Below are 16545 nucleotides of genomic sequence, written 5' to 3'. Positions count from 1 at the left end.
GGGAAGAAGTTGGAAACGGTGTGGATGAACAAACTCTTGTTACTTTTGTTTTTTCCTTGTGAAAACGGTATGAAACTATAAAAATGAAATACGATAAGACATCGAAAAAGGCTGATGAATTTATTTCCCATGAGGAGATTATGGAAACATTGGCTTTTGCTGAAGCGCATAAGGATAATCGGGAGCTGATAGAGAAAATACTCGTTAAGGCTGCAGAGGGAAAAGGATTAGGACACCGCGAGGCAGCTCTCCTTCTTGAATGCGAAGATCCTGAGCTGCAACAGCGTATGTCTGAGATAGCAAAGGCGATCAAGCAAAAACTGTATGGCAATCGTATTGTGATGTTCGCACCTCTTTACTTATCCAACTATTGTGTCAACGGCTGTACCTATTGTCCTTATCATGCCAGGAACAAGATGATCCCGCGACGCAAACTGTCGCAGCAGGAGATAATAGAAGAGGTAATTGCTTTGCAGGATATGGGGCATAAGAGGCTGGCTCTTGAAATGGGCGAGCATCCGACACTCAATAACATGGATTATCTTCTCGAGTCCATTGCTACGATATACGGCATTAAGCACAGGAACGGTGCCATAAGGCGTGTGAATGTTAATATAGCAGCCACCTCGGTAGAGAATTACAGAAAGCTGCGTGAAGCGGGCATCGGTACGTACATCCTGTTTCAGGAAACCTACCACAGGAAGACTTACGAGGTGCTTCACCCCACAGGTCCTAAAAGCAATTATATCTACCATACCGAAGCTATGGATAGAGCTATGGAAGGGGGGATAGACGATGTGGGTATCGGGGTACTCTTCGGCCTGAGTACTTATAAATATGACTTTACAGGATTGTTGATGCACGCCGAGCATCTTGAGGCTGTTTTCGGTGTGGGGCCGCATACCATCAGCGTACCGAGAATTTGTCCTGCCGATGATGTGGATACGGCAGATTTTCCCAACTCTATTTCCGATGATATTTTTCGTCGTATCGTAATGGTGCTGCGTATTGCAGTACCTTATACGGGTATAATCATATCCACACGGGAATCCCGAAGATCTCGTGAAAGCGTTCTCGAAGTCGGAGTTTCTCAACTCAGCGGTGGTTCCCGCACCACCGTGGGCGGTTATGCAACAAGTACGGAAAACGAAGCACGGGAAACGGCGCAGTTCGATCTCAGCGATACGCGTACGCTTGATGAGATTGTTTCGTGGCTCATCGATTTGGGGTATGTACCGAGCTTCTGTACAGCATGTTATCGAGAAGGACGCACCGGCGATCGATTTATGTCTCTGGTCAAAAGCGGGCAGATTGCCAATTGCTGCGGCCCCAATGCGCTTATCACCCTTAAGGAGTATTTGGAGGACTATGCTTCTGCCGATACTCGGCTGAAAGGTGAAAAATTGATTGCTGCCGGCCTTAAGATGATCCCCAACCTCAAAGTACGTGAGAGAGCGACCCGCAATCTTTCAGAAATAGAAGAGGGGAAGAGAGATTTCAGGTTTTAATTTCCGGCCGGTATTTTAAGATATAACTCAATGGCACAGATACCTCAATCGGAGCGGTTGCATATTATTCTCTACGGGCGGACCAACAGCGGTAAGTCCTCTTTGATCAATGCTCTTACGGGGCAGTCTGTTTCTCTGGTTTCCGAAACTCCGGGTACAACTGCAGATCCTGTGAGTAAAGCTATTGAAATGCCGGGGCTTGGAGCCTGTGTGCTGGTAGATACGGCCGGATTCGATGATGCGGACGAAAAATTGGGGCCGCTTCGTGTGGAGCGCACCGATCGTACGATGCAGAGTGCCGATATCGCTATCATAGTGATCTCATCCGAAGATATCTCTTTGGAGCTCGAATGGATAAAACGTTTAAGACTGGAAGAGGTTCCGGTCATTCCTGTTCTCAATAAATCAGATGTGAATAGTTATCCGGATCGGATGTTCGATGTACTCAAGGAGGCAACGGAACAGTCTCCCGTCTTTCTCAGCAGCCATACCGGTATGGGGATAGAAAAACTCAGGGAGGTGCTTCGCAGTATATATGCCAAAGGAGAGGTAACCGGGAGTATTGTCGGTTCTCTTGCCGTGGCGGGAGATATCGTACTGCTTGTGATGCCTCAGGATGTACAGGCACCGAAAGGCAGGCTTATCCTTCCGCAGGTACAGACCATACGTGAGCTGCTCGACAAGGGTTGCATACCGGTTTGCTGTACGCCGGAAACAATGAGAAGTGCGTTGGAAGGACTTTCTACTCCGCCGAAATTGATTATCACCGATTCGCAGGTTTTCGGGAAGGTCTGTGAAATGAAACCTGACACGAGTTTACTTACTTCTTTTTCCGTTCTCTTTGCTGCCTACAAAGGAGATGTCGATTGTTTCGTTCACGGTGCCGAAGCAATTGCCCGTCTCACTCCACGGTCGAGAGTTCTTATAGCCGAGGCATGTACTCATGCTCCTGATGCTCCTGAGACCGAAGACATCGGTCGTGTCAAGATTCCCGCTCTTCTGCGTAACCGTGTCGGAAGTTCCCTGCAGATCGAAGTGGTTTCAGGCAAAGATTTTCCTGAAGATCTTACCCCGTACGACCTTGTCATTCATTGTGGAGCGTGTATGTTTACGCGCAGGATGGTGATGTCTCGTTTACGGCAGGCCCAACGTCAGGGAGTGCCGATGACCAACTATGGCATTACAATCGCTTACCTTACCGGTATCCTCGACAAGGTAGCCCTGCCATAGTAATCCGGAATTTTTGCAAAACAGTTGTTATATATTAAGTACATTCTTTTCGGGAAGGCTATCCGATACTGAGAATTTTACCGATAGGACGTCAAGTTGTAGAGCTGAAAATTTGCAAACGTCGATTGTTTTATTTTAATTTGTTTTCAATAAGTTTAATTATTCAATAAACAGACTGCCTATAGAATACATCTACCTGCAATAGTTATTAACTTAATCCATTCATGGTAAAACCTATGAAGAGACTTAAAGAACTCGCAGACGACCAATTGGTTGTATTGTATGCAGACGGATGTAATGAAGCTTTTAATATACTCCTGGAACGATATGATGCTGCGGTGCACACGTATATTCGTTTCAATGTTAGCGATCCCGATCTGGCAGAAGATATTTTTCAGGATACTTTCATTAAAGTAATTACCACGATAAAAAAGGGTAAATATGCGGCTCAAGGTAAATTCAAAGCTTGGGTAATACGCATTGCGCACAATTTGATCATGGATAATTACAGAAAACAGAGCATTCAAAAGATTGCCGACGACCCTCTGTTCCTCAATGGAACAGACGAGTGGGTGGAGTATATGCCTTCTGAAGATCTTAACCAGGAGGAGGTGATGCTGAAAAAAGATAAACTTGCCGAACTGTATCGAAATCTTAAAACTCTGCCCGTAGAACAGCGACAGGTCGTTTTTCTGCGTTATTGGCAGGATATGAGTTTCAAACAAATAGCTGAAACCACAGGTGTGAGCATAAATACAGCTTTGGGACGAATGCGCTATGCTCTGATAAATTTGCGCAGACAGGCACAACAATAAGCAGCATACCTGATACGTTATAAAGATAGAATATAGATAGAGTATCCCCCTTGTAGACAGACTGTATGCGGAAGAAAAAGGATTTTACATCATTATCTGCAAGGTATTTATGAGAAACCTTACCGCAACAATGGTTTTTGTGGTATAAATATTGGGACTCTTGCCTATATTTGTTGGGGAATATGCAGCCTGAGTATATTCTTATTTAATAACGTAACGTATCTGCTTATGAGAGATTATTACTCCTTGTCTGAGCGTGAACGGCTCCAAATCGTTCTTAAATCTGAAATAGAGCGTCAATCGATACGCCACAAAGCCACTTTGGCAAAACTGCGATTACTCGCAGCATTAATTTAATCACATTTCAAATGTCATCGCATGAGGGTTGTTTCTGTGTCAGGAAGCAAACCTCATGACGCATGTGTTAATTGCTATGAACAAACATCAAGAAATCATCGTTTCCCCGTCATTGCTTTCGGCGGATTTTTTACATCTGTATAAAGATATAGAGATGATAAATAACAGCCGTGCAGACTGGCTGCATATCGACATTATGGACGGCGTGTTCGTGCCTAATCTTTCTTTCGGTTTTCCCATACTGGAAGCTATCAAACCGCTCATCAAAAAACCGTTGGATGTACATCTGATGATTGTGGAACCCGAGAAATTTATCAAAAGGCTGGCCGATTTGGATATTATGATGATGAATGTGCACTACGAGGTACAAAACCACCTGCATCGGACGATAGGGGCTATTCACGATGCCGGTATGAAGGCTGCTGTGACATTGAATCTGCACACTCCGGTGGAATTGTTGGAGGATATTTTATGTGAATTGGACATGGTACTGTTGATGAGTGTAAACCCCGGATTCGGGGGACAGAAGTTTATTCGGCAAACTCTGGAGAAGGTGCAGAAACTGCGACGGATGATCGATGAAAAAGGGCTGAATACGCTGATAGAAGTGGATGGCGGTGTCAATGAAAAAACAGGTGCCGAACTGGTGCAGGCCGGTGCAGACGCATTGGTGGCCGGCAGCTATATATTCGGACATCGATCTCCGGAAGAGGCTATCAATCTGCTGAAAGAATTGAGACGCTAAAGGAAAATCTGTTCAATCCGAAGCCGCAACGTTTTATGGTTAGGAAAATATTGAACAAACTCACATATATTCCCCGTGAAGTGTACAAAAGGCCGGCATTCATGCTGTTTCTTTGTATACTTACGGGGATGTTATTTTATAGATTCTGGTTTGTTTGGGCTATTATGGTCTTGCTTTTACTTACGCGCAAGATACCGGTATCCGGACGAAAGAACATCAGCAAATCCATAGGGGCGGGAAACTTCAATTGGAAGCAATTGGTGCATACGGTGGTTCTTTTTCCTTTTATCCTGATATTGGCAGGAAGCACAGTAGGGTTGATAATGGAGAAATGGTATTTTAAAGAGCTTCCGGCAAATACTGTTAGCAATATCCGATTTGCTGTCATAAACGAGGGTCATCCTACTCGTGACGGTAGGACCAGATATGAAATCGTGCTTTACAAAGCATCTAAGCAGGCCATCGAATATGCGTTCGGAAAAAGATTCATGCTCTATACCGGTCAATGGAAATTCGATGCCGGGGATGAGGTTGAACTCTCAGCCTGCCTGATCAAAGATATCCGTCAGGCGACCAATGGAAATAAACGCTATGCCGAATGGCTGAAAAGTAAGAAAACGGTGGGTATAATCTATACCACAACTCGCTCACGGATAAGCTCTTTCACGTCGGCGGTCACATTGCAATCGGAAGCATTAAAACTAAGAAGAGAACTGATAGAGCAGGTGGATGAGGCACAAATAGCACCTTCGGTAAAGTCTCTGGTCAAAGCTGTTTCTTTGGGTGTTTTGAATGAAGAGGATTCTCCTGAACTCAGGAAGCAATTCAATGATGCAGGCGTGGCTCACTTATTGGCAGTAAGCGGATTTCATCTGGCTGTTGTAGTAGGATTCATCGCCTGTTTTTTTATGCTTATCGCTCCGTGGGTTACATTGCACCGGCTTAAATGGTTGTCGATGATTATCGGTGGCTGGCTTTTTACCATGGTAACGGGCTTTTCAGCACCTACGGTAAGAGCTGCTCTGATGCTTACGGTATACGGCTGCGGTAAAATGATAGGGCGGAAGACAGATGCGATAAATGCTCTGGGGGTAGCGGCACTGCTCATGTTACTTTGGAATCCCTACGAATGGAAAGGGATCGGCTTTCAACTCAGTTTTACGGCTGTCTTGTCTATTATTATCTTTATGCCGAGGATTGAGCGTCTAATACCTTCGGTAAAACAACCGGTTCTTCGCTATATATGGCAAAGTCTGGCAGTCTGCCTTTCGGCGCAAATCTTGCTTATACCGCTCTGCCTGTATCACTTTGGGAGTATCTCCTTACTTTTCTTTTGGAGCAATATCCCCCTGGTATTTGTTGCTGTACTGCTTATTCCTGTTGCCTTATTCTGGATGCTGTGGGAAGCAGTTGTAGGTTCTGCCGTCTGTCTGGGAAATCTGGTGGAATGGCTTGGTATTCTGATGCAGCGGATTGTAGAACTGTTTGCCGGGCTGCCCATGGATAAGTTAAATTTCTCTATCTCTATTTGGGTGTTGATATTGATATGGTTATTGATTTTCGGCAGTCTGGCTTATTGGCCGATAAAATCCGGGGTTAAAGATTGAGACTTTCTGCAATTTTTTGTGCCAGACGAACCTCATCGTCTCTGTTCATCAACTGTTCGGCAGAAATGCGGTATTGTGCCTGTTCATAAACAGGACGACGTTTGAGCATGGTAGCATGCACAAACTCACGTATTTCTTCTTCACTAAGGTTACAGATGGCAGGACGGGTACGCTTGCACAGGCAGAGCCGATCGAAGAGCGCTTCGTCCGATGCTTCCAGATAAACGGTTTTTCCGGTTTCATTCATCAGTGCCATATTGTTATGAAAACAGGGCAGTCCGCCACCTGTAGCTATCACCGTATCATTCATACCGGAGAGCTCTTCGATTACTGAATGTTCTCTTTGCCGAAAACGTTCTTCGCCAACTTCGACAAACATATCGCGAATACTTTTCCGGAAACGGGCTTCCAAAAAAATGTCCGTGTCTATAAATTGCAAATGGTTGAGCGTTGCCAGTAAACTTCCCACAGTGCTTTTACCTGCACCCATAAAACCTATGATGTAGATCGGTTTCATGCTTTGACAGGTTGAGCATCGGTCTCTATCCTGTCCGGATAAGTGATGCGTGCGTGATACATGGTTTTGAGTTTTTTCACAAAAACCGACTTGATAATCTGAACGTCATGGAAGGTTATCGGCGTATCGTTAAGCAAGCCTTCCGAGATAATATTCCCCACGATTTTATTGACTAACTGTTCCAAACCTTCTTCAGTCACTTCTTTCAGACTGCGGCTCGAAGCCTCTACGGCGTCGGCCAGCATCAGAATGCCGGTCTCTTTTGTGAACGGATTCGGTCCCGGATAGGTGAATTGCTCGACATCGATAGTCTCACCCGGATGTTGATTGTAATAGGAATTGTAAAAGTATTTTGCCTGTCCGCGTCCATGGTGGGTACGGATAAAGTCGATAACCGCATCGGGCAGTTGGTATTTTTGTGCTAAAGCTATTCCGTCGCTAACGTGTCTGATGATAATCCGTGCACTCTCATCGAACGGGAGCAGCTCATGCGGGTTATTCACCCCTTGATTTTCGGTAAAATAAGTCGGATTCTTCATTTTCCCGATATCGTGGTAGAGCGCACCTGTACGTATAAGCTGTACATCTGCTCCAATTTGCAAAGCCGCTTCGGTAGCCAAAATAGATACTTGCAGCGAATGCTGGAAAGTGCCGGGTGCCACCTCGCTGAGCTGACGGAGCAAAGGCGTGTTAATATCGCTCAACTCCACCAAACTGATGTTTGAAACGTATCCGAAACCTTTTTCGATAAGATATACCAGCAGATAGGTAAACATCAAAAAGATCAGGTTAATCCCGAAATATAGAAAAGGCAGGAAAATACCGGCATCCAGAGAGCCTTCGCGGAAGAGCTCCAATGCCATATAAGTTAAAGCATAAGACACGAAAACCAGAAAAGTACACCGAATCAGTTGCGAACGGGAGGTCAGACTTTGCAGACTGCTTAGGGCAACGATACCGGCAACAATCTGCATAACCATAAACTCCATGGGGTTGGGTACGAAAATAGAAGCAATCAGAATGGTGGACAGGTAGGCCAGGAAAGCCGTCCAGGTATCGAAGAATGTGCGCAACAAAATAGGCAACATTACATAGGGAATGATGTACAGGGTAAACCACTGGTAATTGACTACCATCTGCGTCAGAGAGATGAACAGTAGCTGCAATACAGCAAGAAAAACCACATTCCGGTATTTTTTTACGAAGTTTCTGTTAGTGAAAAAACTTAGCATCAGCCACAAGGCAAATAATAAGCAACTGACCATCAGAAAGCCTCCGAGCGTTACGGCAAAAATCTGGCTCTCTCCACCCAAACGCTCATTATATATACGTTTCAGGGAGTTCAGTACGTTGTAAGTATAACCGTCCACAATCTCCCCACGGTCTACGATTCGCTCCCCGGCCTGTACCATACCGGTGGAAAGGGACAGTTTATCGATTTCGCCCTTGATCATCTGCTCTGTAAGAGCTTGATTGTAGATAACATTGCTTGATAAATAAGAAGAAAGATCGAGATTGGACAGTTCTTTCCGTTCCAGAGAAGAGGGAATGTTTTCAAAAAGCAGTTCGTAAGCTTCTTTTAGGGTGAGAAACCGTGAAATGGGTACGGTGTGGGTTTCGTTATTTTCGTTAAGCAACTTTAATTCGAGATGTCCGTGCTTTCTCAAATTCGACTTTTCTTCATTCGACATAACACCCGTGTCGTATATCTTACGCAAAGAATTCTGCACATAGGTGTAGTATTGATAGTTCACACGACCGGAAGCTTTCTTTTCATAATCGTGTTTCCAGTCTGTAAGCATCTTCATCCCGGTCTCTTTGTCCAGACCGTAAACAGGTAAAACGGATTCTCTTACGCTGTCACGCTCCATTGTAATGATGGCATCACTCTTATAAACAGGAAAATCGTATGGAGCCGTCAATAGCTCATAATTCCAAGGTTTTCCCTTATAAAATTGATATTTGAAACCCTTGTTTCCGGGAGCAAGCAAAGAAATAATTACGGCTAAAATAAAGAGTGTAAATAAAACCTTAAACCGATTACTGACCTTATTTGGGAGTTTTATATATTTTCTAAATGACATATTTACTTTACTTATATATAGAGAATTGTTTCAAATATAACCAATCTCTCGGAATGAGGTTTAGACACATCTCCAATAGCAGTATAAACCTTTCATGAGTCAAGAATAAAAAACGGACACTTACAAACCTCCCGATTTGCAAGTATCCGTATAACTCAGAAATAAAATATGAACTATTTTTTATTCACATCCAAAGCAGAGCCGGCTTTGAATTTAACAGCTTTACGAGCCGGAATTTTAATGGCTTTCTTTGTTTTCGGATTGATACCGGTGCGTGCTGCTTTTTGTGTTACAGAGAATGTGCCGAAACCTAACAGCGCAACTTTCTCTCCTTTTTTCATTTGCTCTCGGATTACCTCAATAAAAGCGTTAACACTCTTCTGAGCATCTACTTTTGTCATGCCAGCCTTTGCTGCTACTTCTGCGATAAATTCAGATTTGTTCATAATTCAATATCATTGTATTAGTAAAACATAAAAGAAATTCATTAACCGACAGATACCAATCTAACTATCCGGTATGATGATATGTGAAGTCCCCGAATAAAACTCTTAATACACAATCGTAATAAATAAAAACCCAAGTAACTATAAGCTTAACAGTCAGCTTATACTACAATTGTTACTACCAAAAGTAGCATTTTTTTTTATTCAAACAACATCTTAAGGCCATATATCCTGCAAAAGAGATGAAAAAAATGAGAAAAACAAGCTATTTCACTCTAAACATAGACTTTAGCTCCTCTATTTCTTAGAATTTCAATCTCTAAAAACAAAAAAGACATCATGAATAATTAGCCTCATATAGCAGAATAATGCTTATTTTTGAATAATTGTTAAAAACAGACAGGCACATGTTTCTTTTTGCCTGCCGATAATAATCAAACCCAATAGTATATATCATGGATGTATTGAATGCAATCTCTCCCATTGACGGACGTTACCGCAGTAAGGTAGAAGGACTGGCGAGCTATTTTTCAGAGGCAGCCCTTATTCGTTACCGCGTACGCATTGAAATCTTATATTTTATATCCCTTTGCAAAGAATTGTCCCAACTACGGACATTCATTACCCCCGAACGCGAAGAACAGCTGCACAATATATATAAGGAATTTACCGAATCCGACGCTCAACGAGTTAAGGACATAGAATCCGTAACCAATCATGATGTAAAAGCAGTCGAATACTTTATTAAAGAAAAATTCGAAGCTTTGGGGATGGGTGAAGAAAAAGAGTTCGTTCACTTCGGTTTGACCTCTCAAGATATTAACAATACGGCTTTCCCTTTAATGATAAAGGAAGCTTTGGATTTGGAACTGTTGCCTGAACTGGTTCACCTGATCGATACACTGGAGGCAATGGCGGAAATGTGGAAAGATGTGCCTATGCTGGCGCGCACGCATGGCCAACCGGCCAGTCCTACAAGATTAGGCAAAGAAATCAATGTTTTTGTGTATAGATTGCGCACACAATACGAGCGTATCATGCTGATTCCTCATACGGCCAAATTCGGTGGAGCTACCGGTAATCTGAATGCACATAAAGTAGCTTATCCCGAACATGATTGGGGTACCTTTGCCAAACATTTTGTGATGAGTCTTGGCCTTGAGCGTGAAATGCTGACAACACAAATTTCGAATTATGACCAGATGGCTGCCATATTCGATGCTTTGACCCGCGTGAATGTTATTTTGATAGATTTTGCACGAGATATCTGGATGTATATTTCCATGAATTATTTCAAGCAGAAAATCAAAGCCGGTGAGGTCGGTTCTTCTGCCATGCCCCATAAAGTAAATCCTATAGACTTTGAAAATGCCGAAGGTAACCTTGGCATGGCCAATGCCGTTTTCCAGTTTCTGGCGCGCAAGTTGCCTGTCAGCCGGCTACAACGCGATCTTACGGACAGCACCGTGCTGCGTAATGTGGGTGTACCTTTTGCACATACCGTTATTTCTGTCAAGAGCCTTAAGAAAGGTATCGATAAACTGATTTTGAACGAAGAGGCACTGGAGCAGGACTTGAAAGCCAACTATGCCGTTGTGGCAGAAGCGATACAAACGATCTTGCGCAGAGAGGGATATCCGAACCCTTATGAAACGTTGAAAGCATTGACAAGAACAAATGAAGCGGTCGGCCCCGAAACCATCGCTAAGTTCATCGAAACGTTAAATGTAAGTGAAGCTGTAAAAGCCGAACTTCGCGAAATTACTCCCATGAATTACGTCGGTATCTAATCCGTCATTTTGTTTACGAAAGAAAAGAGGGGGTGTCGAATTTATTTTCGATGCACCCTTTTTTCTTTGAATTCTGATATGGGAATTACTAAAAAAGAAGATGAATCAAAATGTCTATTTTGGCACACCTTCTTTTAAGGATAGGGTAGATTGCTGTAAATCCGAACAGTCGTCCTGTTCGGTATCGTAAGGATTAGACGGAATAAACTTTTTTATTTTGGCAATGTTTAAAATAAAACGAGTTTATTAAAAACGCAAATAATTATTCTAAACCTATGTCAAAAGAGAATTTAATACACCGCGAAGCTATTAATAAACTGAAAGAAATATCCGAGAAAGCTCGTGTTTGCCTGTTTGCTACAAACCTGAAGCAACTGCCGATAGAATCTCGCCCCATGGTACTCAAGGAATGCGATGAGGATGGAAACTTATGGTTTATCAGCGGCAGCGACAGCAAGAAGAATGCAGATATCGAAAATGACAATCGGGTGCAGCTTTTCTTTACGAATAAAGACAGCTCGGAGTATCTTTCGGTTTATGGCCATGCTTTCATTTATAAAGACAGAAAAACTGTTGAAGAAAGATGGTCTAATATGGCTAATCCCTGGTTTGAGGGCAAAGAAGACCCCAACGTGTCTATTATCAGAGTGGCTCCGTTGAACAGTTACTATTGGGACACCAAAAACGGCAAGATTGCCGGTATGCTGAGTTATGCATGGGCAACCCTTACCGGTAAAGAAGATGCAATCTTAGAGCAAAATGTAGAAGGCAATATTAAAATCTGATCTTACACCTATAATAAAATCGGAGTGTCAAATACTGACGATCCAGTTTCTAATATATGTTTCACCCCGTTGCGTTATATAGCTTTCGGGGTGAAATTGTACGCCATGAACAGAGAGCCGTGTGTGTGACAGAGACATGATAGCCCCGTCCGATTCAGCATAAGATGTTACTTCTAAATCATTCGGTAATGAAATCGGGTCTACCGCCCACGAATGATAGCGCCCTACTACCGAACCCGGTGGAATATCTTTTAGCAGCAGGTCGTTTCCCTCTATTCTTTCAAGCCGGTCGACATGACCGTGCAAAGGTGTTTTTTGGCGGAAGATTTTTCCGCCAAAATATTCTGCAATGGCTTGATGTCCCAGACAAACCCCTAAAATACTGTGTGTGGTGTGACAATAATCAATCAACGACATTAAATTGTTCTGCTCGCAAGGCAATCCCGGACCCGGAGAAAGCAGTATGCCGTCATACGAATCCACGGAAGTCGGAGAAATATCTTCCGTGAATCGAATATCGAAAACACATCCGTCGATCCGTCTCAATAGTTCGACAAGGTTAAACACGAACGAATCATGATTATTGGCAATGAGTATCTTTTTCATTGTAGTCTGCTAACTTGTCTGCGAAGATATTACTTTTGTAGCAGCAATTAAAAAGTATATCCGTATACATGACTTCTATTGACAATCAATTTGAAGCGATGAATCGCTTGGGTTCGCAGAAAAAACCTTTTCTTTTTGCGGTAGATTATGAGTTATCGGAATTGATATTGATCGAAGAACCGCTAAGTCAGCAAGAGGTTTTATTCGATGTAAGAGGAGTTTCCAATGATGCAGTTTCAACAACAGACAAAGGTGTTGCTCGCTTCCGCTTTTCCTCGTCCCCCATCACTTTTGAAGAATACAAAAAACGTTTTCGGATTATACGTGATGCACTCGTGCGGGGCGATTCTTTTTTGGCCAATCTCACCGTTTCAACGCCTCTTCAAGTCGATTTATCCCTACCGGAAATCTATTTACGAGCCAAAGCCCTGTACAAGCTGTGTATACCGGGGAGGTTCGTCTGTTTTTCTCCGGAGCGGTTTGTCTGTTTAAAAGACGGGTATATCTCCTGCAACCCGATGAAAGGCACTATCGATGCCTCAATCCCTGATGCCGAAGCCATTATCCTTTCGGATTACAAAGAAAGTGCGGAACATTATACGATTGTTGATCTCATCAGAAACGATCTGTCCATGGTTAGCAAAAATGTGCAGGTCAAACGTTTCAGGTATATAGACCGCCTGAAAACCAATAAGGGAGAACTGCTACAGGTCAGTTCGGAAATAGAAGGAGTATTGCCCGATGACTGGCAGGCACAGATTGGCTCTATTATTCACAAACTCTTACCGGCCGGTTCTATTTGCGGGGCACCTAAAGAAGCGACAGTTAAAGCGATTGCCGGAGCCGAGAACGAAAAGCGTGGATTTTATACCGGTGTATTCGGTTATTTCGATGGACAAAGCCTTGATACAGGAGTAATGATCCGTTATATCGAACAGCGTCCGGGCGGCCGAATGTTTTACAGAAGCGGTGGAGGAATTACCATCAACAGTATGGCACGTGAAGAGTACGATGAAGTTTGTGAAAAAGTTTATTTACCATTCTAAACGATGAAAAGCTTTCCTCAATTTATTGAAACTGTCCGATTTACGGACGGAGAACCTCAATTGCTCGATTTTCATCATGAAAGGGTTAAACAAGTTTTTGATGAATATGCTGTTCGTTGCACATGGTCTCTCCCCGATGTACTCAAGCAAGTGCCTTCTCCAATCAAATGTGGGACAGTAAAATGCCGGGTGCTTTACGATGAAGAGGTGAGAGACATTCGATACACACGTTATCAAAAGCGGGGAATAAACTCCCTGAAAGCCGTGCCGATGCCTGTCTCTTTGGACTATCATCTGAAATATGCCGATCGGAAAGTCTTACAAGATTGTTACGAACAAAAAGGAGCCGCTGACGATATTTTGCTGTTTAGAGAAAATGGTGAAATCACAGACACCTCTTACTCGAACATACTGCTAAGAAAAGAGCACCAACTCTATACACCCGCCCATCCTTTGCTCAAAGGTGTGCAAAGATCCTGGCTTTTAGAGCGAGGTATAATCAGTGAAAAAGTGATTTATCTTTCCGAACTTTCGGATTATGACTCTGTACTCCTCATCAATGCAATGATGCCGATCGATTATTGTATCGAGGTGCCGGTTACCCATATACTCTTGTAAATTCGGCACATATTCTTCTAGGCTGTTTCCTACTATTGCCAGGCAAGCCCTTTCTTTGCAAACATCTGCCTGTCTTCCTTTTTCAAATCGAGTTCGGGAATGGGAACAGCTTCATTATAGTCGTTCAGATAGTAGCGAACACCTGCTTCATAGTCCGTACGTATCAGAGATCTGCTTGTTTTCTTATAAGAAGTCTCTACTCCTGCCAGATCCAGTAAGGTATGGAAAACATCATGAGAGGATGTCGGTTTGGTTTCATTTCGCAAGGCAATCTCTGCAATATCTTCAAAAGCTTTTTTATACTCATCCGAAAGCCATAGCAACAAAGGTACATGGATCTGATAATAGGAGGCAGTAGGTGAGGAGTGTAAAAAGCGATTACGGTCATCGTCGTATATATCCTCACCGTGATCGGAAACATAAATCATGGCACTCACACCATTCATCTGCCTGATATGGTCGATCACATCATAAAGAAAACGATCGGTGCTGCGTATCGCATTATCGTAAGCATTTCTTAGTTGAGTCAGATATTTTCTTGATGTAGACTCCACCTTGTCGGGTTTGAAAAGAGCTTCTTCCTTTTCATAACGATCCTGATAATTGAAATGAGAGCCGTAAGAGTGCAGTATAACCAGGATTTTTTGTTTTTCAGAATGCAGCAAGCGATCCAGATAGGGGAGCATCTCGTGGTCCATAATCCTCCTTCCGGGATATTCCAGTCTCAAAAAATAAGATTCATCGGCTTCCTGACTGAAATATTCTATATAACCATGGCTTTTGGCTTGCGTAGAAATAAAAGCCGTGTAAAATCCGGCCTCTTTGAATGCAGTGCAAATACCTTTCATCTTATGCAAACCGGAAAACTCTTGTGCTGATGCAGGCGACAGAATAGTAGGCACACTCTTATAGGTCGTATTCGCTTGTGTCATGTTGTCTTTGAATACGATAAGTTCATCTTTAATCGCAGAAAGCAAGGGTGTAGTTTCACGCTCATATCCGTACAATTGCCACTGACAGGCACGGGACGTTTCACCGATTACCAGCACGTAGACCTCTTTCGCCGAAAGCATGTGTGTGGCTTTGGCGTTATACACAAAACTTTCCGATGTTTTTTTATAGTTACGAAGTTCATTTACCCGCTTTGCCGCCAATTTCATATTATGAAACACATTGACCGGAAAAACCTCTTTTTTTATCTGATAAGTATTATCTTTTTTCTTGGACAGGAAAATAAAAACAGCAGACAATATAATAAGTGAAAGCGAGGCGATCCGGTTGAACCTTCTCCACCGCATTGGAAGGGTTTTTTCACTGCGCGCAGAGAAGCATGCTATGACTACGGCCGGTATATAGACTGCCAGAGTACCTAAAATCGGGAGTAATAAATTGCCCAACAATTCCGACGCTTCATCCATATCCGTGGAAAAAAGATTGAGAAACATATCCACGGCAATAATGGATTCTCCGAAAAGGGACAGGATAATTAACTGAAAAGCGTTGATGAAAATAATGGGGGAGAGCAGCAAGAAAGAAATACCCGGTTTACATTTGAGATTGATCAAAAAACCATACACCCCGAGCGGCAATAATACATTGATCCAGGAAGACAATATACTGTACGGTTCGGTAAAACTCAGTATAATGTTTGGCAGTATCAGTGTAAACAGAAAAAAACAAAAGAGCAATTCCTGTTTATTATATGTTTTTATCTTTTCCAGAGAAACCATTTTCAATCAAACAAAGGATTAAACGGAGTTGCAGCTCCAACCAACCCTTAATAAATGTTTAATATATCTACTCATGGGAAGTTCCATGAATGCAGTGCGCAAAGTTAGTAAATTATAGTCTGGAAAAAATATCCGCGTTTCTCCCGCCGGATGAAAATGTCCGTACACGTTATCCTCAAAATATCTGCCGGAAAAACAGTGTCTGTTTGTTCAAAATTCTTTGCCTGATGGATTTTCAACCATCAGGCAAAGAAAAAAAATCCAAGTTAACTTGGATAAAAATTCGTCAGGCAAAGAATTTTGAATCATCAGGCAGCGAGTTTCAGTACACGTCAACACGTCAACATTGTAGCAAATTCACGGTTTTGAAATAAAAGGGGGCTGTGTCAAAATTCATTTTTGGGGCAGCCTCCTTTTTTTATTCCTCATCCAACGACAAAGCCCCAACTTTCACAAGCTAGGGCTTCGTTCGTTCACTAAGTTTGAGTAACTTAGCAAATATCAATTACTTAATGAATACAAAGTTACACTTTCGTCCTTACATATCCGACCCCATCCTGCTATTTCCTGCAGAACTTGGTCAAGATATTGATGCCAATGACCCTGTGCGCCTGGTCAACAGCATTGTAGATTCGCTGAATTTAGAATCAATCCAAGGTCT

General features: G+C 42.8%; 14 protein-coding genes. 9 read left to right on the top strand and 5 right to left on the bottom strand.

Features of this window, described 5'->3' with window-relative positions; genetic code table 11:
• The first annotated feature begins 83 nt into the window (after positions 1-83).
• The 5 genes from hydG to A3GI_RS11265 all read left to right on the top strand — a co-directional run bounded on the left by hydG (position 84) and on the right by A3GI_RS11265 (position 6262).
• Positions 84-1508, top strand: a complete 1425-nt coding sequence (hydG, locus tag A3GI_RS0107500) for a [FeFe] hydrogenase H-cluster radical SAM maturase HydG (RefSeq protein WP_018360838.1) — start codon at positions 84-86, stop codon at positions 1506-1508.
• A gap of 30 nt (positions 1509-1538) precedes the next feature.
• Positions 1539-2738 (top strand): [FeFe] hydrogenase H-cluster maturation GTPase HydF, encoded by a 1200-nt coding sequence (hydF, locus tag A3GI_RS0107495; RefSeq protein ID WP_018360837.1) that lies wholly within the window; start codon positions 1539-1541, stop codon positions 2736-2738.
• A gap of 236 nt (positions 2739-2974) precedes the next feature.
• Positions 2975-3553, top strand: a complete 579-nt coding sequence (locus A3GI_RS0107490; protein ID WP_018360836.1) for an RNA polymerase sigma factor — start codon at positions 2975-2977, stop codon at positions 3551-3553.
• 433 nt (positions 3554-3986) lie between these two features.
• Positions 3987-4655: a ribulose-phosphate 3-epimerase gene (rpe, locus tag A3GI_RS0107485; RefSeq protein WP_026216007.1), complete on the top strand. Its 669-nt coding sequence runs from the start codon at positions 3987-3989 to the stop codon at positions 4653-4655.
• A gap of 35 nt (positions 4656-4690) precedes the next feature.
• The gene (locus tag A3GI_RS11265) at positions 4691-6262 is read left to right on the top strand and encodes a ComEC/Rec2 family competence protein (RefSeq protein ID WP_018360834.1); all 1572 of its coding nucleotides are present in this window, start codon (positions 4691-4693) and stop codon (positions 6260-6262) included.
• Here the strand turns inward: A3GI_RS11265 and A3GI_RS0107475 are convergent.
• From A3GI_RS0107475 to A3GI_RS0107465, 3 genes are all read right to left on the bottom strand, one after another.
• Positions 6252-6779 (bottom strand): shikimate kinase, encoded by a 528-nt coding sequence (locus A3GI_RS0107475; RefSeq protein ID WP_018360833.1) that lies wholly within the window; start codon positions 6777-6779, stop codon positions 6252-6254. The two genes, A3GI_RS11265 and A3GI_RS0107475, sit on opposite strands and share 11 nt — an antisense overlap.
• Complete coding sequence (locus tag A3GI_RS0107470; protein ID WP_018360832.1) at positions 6776-8863, bottom strand: HD family phosphohydrolase; 2088 nt, start codon at positions 8861-8863, stop codon at positions 6776-6778. The genes A3GI_RS0107475 and A3GI_RS0107470 overlap by 4 nt, the downstream gene beginning before the upstream one ends.
• Before the next feature lie 173 nt (positions 8864-9036).
• Positions 9037-9309 carry an HU family DNA-binding protein gene (locus A3GI_RS0107465; RefSeq protein WP_018360831.1) on the bottom strand — a complete coding sequence of 91 codons (273 nt, stop codon included), beginning with the start codon at positions 9307-9309 and terminating at the stop codon, positions 9037-9039.
• A 455-nt stretch (positions 9310-9764) separates the two neighbouring features.
• Between A3GI_RS0107465 and purB the strand changes: the two genes are divergently transcribed.
• A complete protein-coding gene (purB, locus tag A3GI_RS0107460) occupies positions 9765-11099 on the top strand; it encodes an adenylosuccinate lyase (protein WP_018360830.1) in 1335 nt (444 codons plus the stop codon).
• A 275-nt stretch (positions 11100-11374) separates the two neighbouring features.
• The gene (locus A3GI_RS0107455) at positions 11375-11884 is read left to right on the top strand and encodes a pyridoxamine 5'-phosphate oxidase family protein (RefSeq protein WP_018360829.1); all 510 of its coding nucleotides are present in this window, start codon (positions 11375-11377) and stop codon (positions 11882-11884) included.
• Positions 11885-11911: 27 nt separating this feature from the next.
• Here the strand turns inward: A3GI_RS0107455 and A3GI_RS0107450 are convergent, their stop codons facing one another.
• The gene (locus A3GI_RS0107450) at positions 11912-12490 is read right to left on the bottom strand and encodes an anthranilate synthase component II (protein ID WP_018360828.1); all 579 of its coding nucleotides are present in this window, start codon (positions 12488-12490) and stop codon (positions 11912-11914) included.
• 68 nt (positions 12491-12558) lie between these two features.
• Between A3GI_RS0107450 and A3GI_RS0107445 the strand changes: the two genes are divergently transcribed.
• Together A3GI_RS0107445 and A3GI_RS0107440 are read left to right on the top strand one after the other, a co-directional pair.
• A complete protein-coding gene (locus A3GI_RS0107445) occupies positions 12559-13536 on the top strand; it encodes an aminodeoxychorismate synthase component I (RefSeq protein ID WP_018360827.1) in 978 nt (325 codons plus the stop codon).
• A gap of 3 nt (positions 13537-13539) precedes the next feature.
• A complete protein-coding gene (locus tag A3GI_RS0107440; RefSeq protein ID WP_018360826.1) occupies positions 13540-14154 on the top strand; it encodes an aminotransferase class IV in 615 nt (204 codons plus the stop codon).
• Positions 14155-14186: 32 nt separating this feature from the next.
• Here the strand turns inward: A3GI_RS0107440 and A3GI_RS0107435 are convergent, their stop codons facing one another.
• On the bottom strand, positions 14187-15884 hold the full coding sequence (locus A3GI_RS0107435; protein WP_018360825.1) for a phosphoethanolamine transferase: 1698 nt from the start codon (positions 15882-15884) through the stop codon (positions 14187-14189).
• Positions 15885-16545: the final 661 nt, after the last annotated feature.

Source organism: Porphyromonas macacae DSM 20710 = JCM 13914 (assembly GCF_000379945.1).
In the GTDB taxonomy this organism is placed as follows: domain Bacteria; phylum Bacteroidota; class Bacteroidia; order Bacteroidales; family Porphyromonadaceae; genus Porphyromonas; species Porphyromonas macacae.
The sequence above is the reverse complement of the archived record's forward strand: the minus strand, read 5'-3'. Positions and strand labels throughout refer to the sequence as shown.

Excerpts from the sequence above, each read along its gene's own strand:
- A3GI_RS0107440 (WP_018360826.1), top strand. The coding sequence starts at position 13,540 with ATGAAAAGCTTTCCTCAATTTATTGAAACTGTCCGATTTACGGACGGA.
- A3GI_RS0107475 (WP_018360833.1), bottom strand. The coding sequence starts at position 6,779 with ATGAAACCGATCTACATCATAGGTTTTATGGGTGCAGGTAAAAGCACT.
- A3GI_RS0107465 (WP_018360831.1), bottom strand. The coding sequence starts at position 9,309 with ATGAACAAATCTGAATTTATCGCAGAAGTAGCAGCAAAGGCTGGCATG.
- A3GI_RS0107435 (WP_018360825.1), bottom strand. The coding sequence starts at position 15,884 with ATGGTTTCTCTGGAAAAGATAAAAACATATAATAAACAGGAATTGCTC.
- hydG (WP_018360838.1), top strand. The coding sequence starts at position 84 with ATGAAATACGATAAGACATCGAAAAAGGCTGATGAATTTATTTCCCAT.
- purB (WP_018360830.1), top strand. The coding sequence starts at position 9,765 with ATGGATGTATTGAATGCAATCTCTCCCATTGACGGACGTTACCGCAGT.
- A3GI_RS0107470 (WP_018360832.1), bottom strand. The coding sequence starts at position 8,863 with ATGTCATTTAGAAAATATATAAAACTCCCAAATAAGGTCAGTAATCGG.
- hydF (WP_018360837.1), top strand. The coding sequence starts at position 1,539 with ATGGCACAGATACCTCAATCGGAGCGGTTGCATATTATTCTCTACGGG.
- A3GI_RS11265 (WP_018360834.1), top strand. The coding sequence starts at position 4,691 with ATGGTTAGGAAAATATTGAACAAACTCACATATATTCCCCGTGAAGTG.
- A3GI_RS0107455 (WP_018360829.1), top strand. The coding sequence starts at position 11,375 with ATGTCAAAAGAGAATTTAATACACCGCGAAGCTATTAATAAACTGAAA.
- A3GI_RS0107450 (WP_018360828.1), bottom strand. The coding sequence starts at position 12,490 with ATGAAAAAGATACTCATTGCCAATAATCATGATTCGTTCGTGTTTAAC.
- A3GI_RS0107445 (WP_018360827.1), top strand. The coding sequence starts at position 12,559 with ATGACTTCTATTGACAATCAATTTGAAGCGATGAATCGCTTGGGTTCG.
- A3GI_RS0107490 (WP_018360836.1), top strand. The coding sequence starts at position 2,975 with ATGAAGAGACTTAAAGAACTCGCAGACGACCAATTGGTTGTATTGTAT.
- rpe (WP_026216007.1), top strand. The coding sequence starts at position 3,987 with ATGAACAAACATCAAGAAATCATCGTTTCCCCGTCATTGCTTTCGGCG.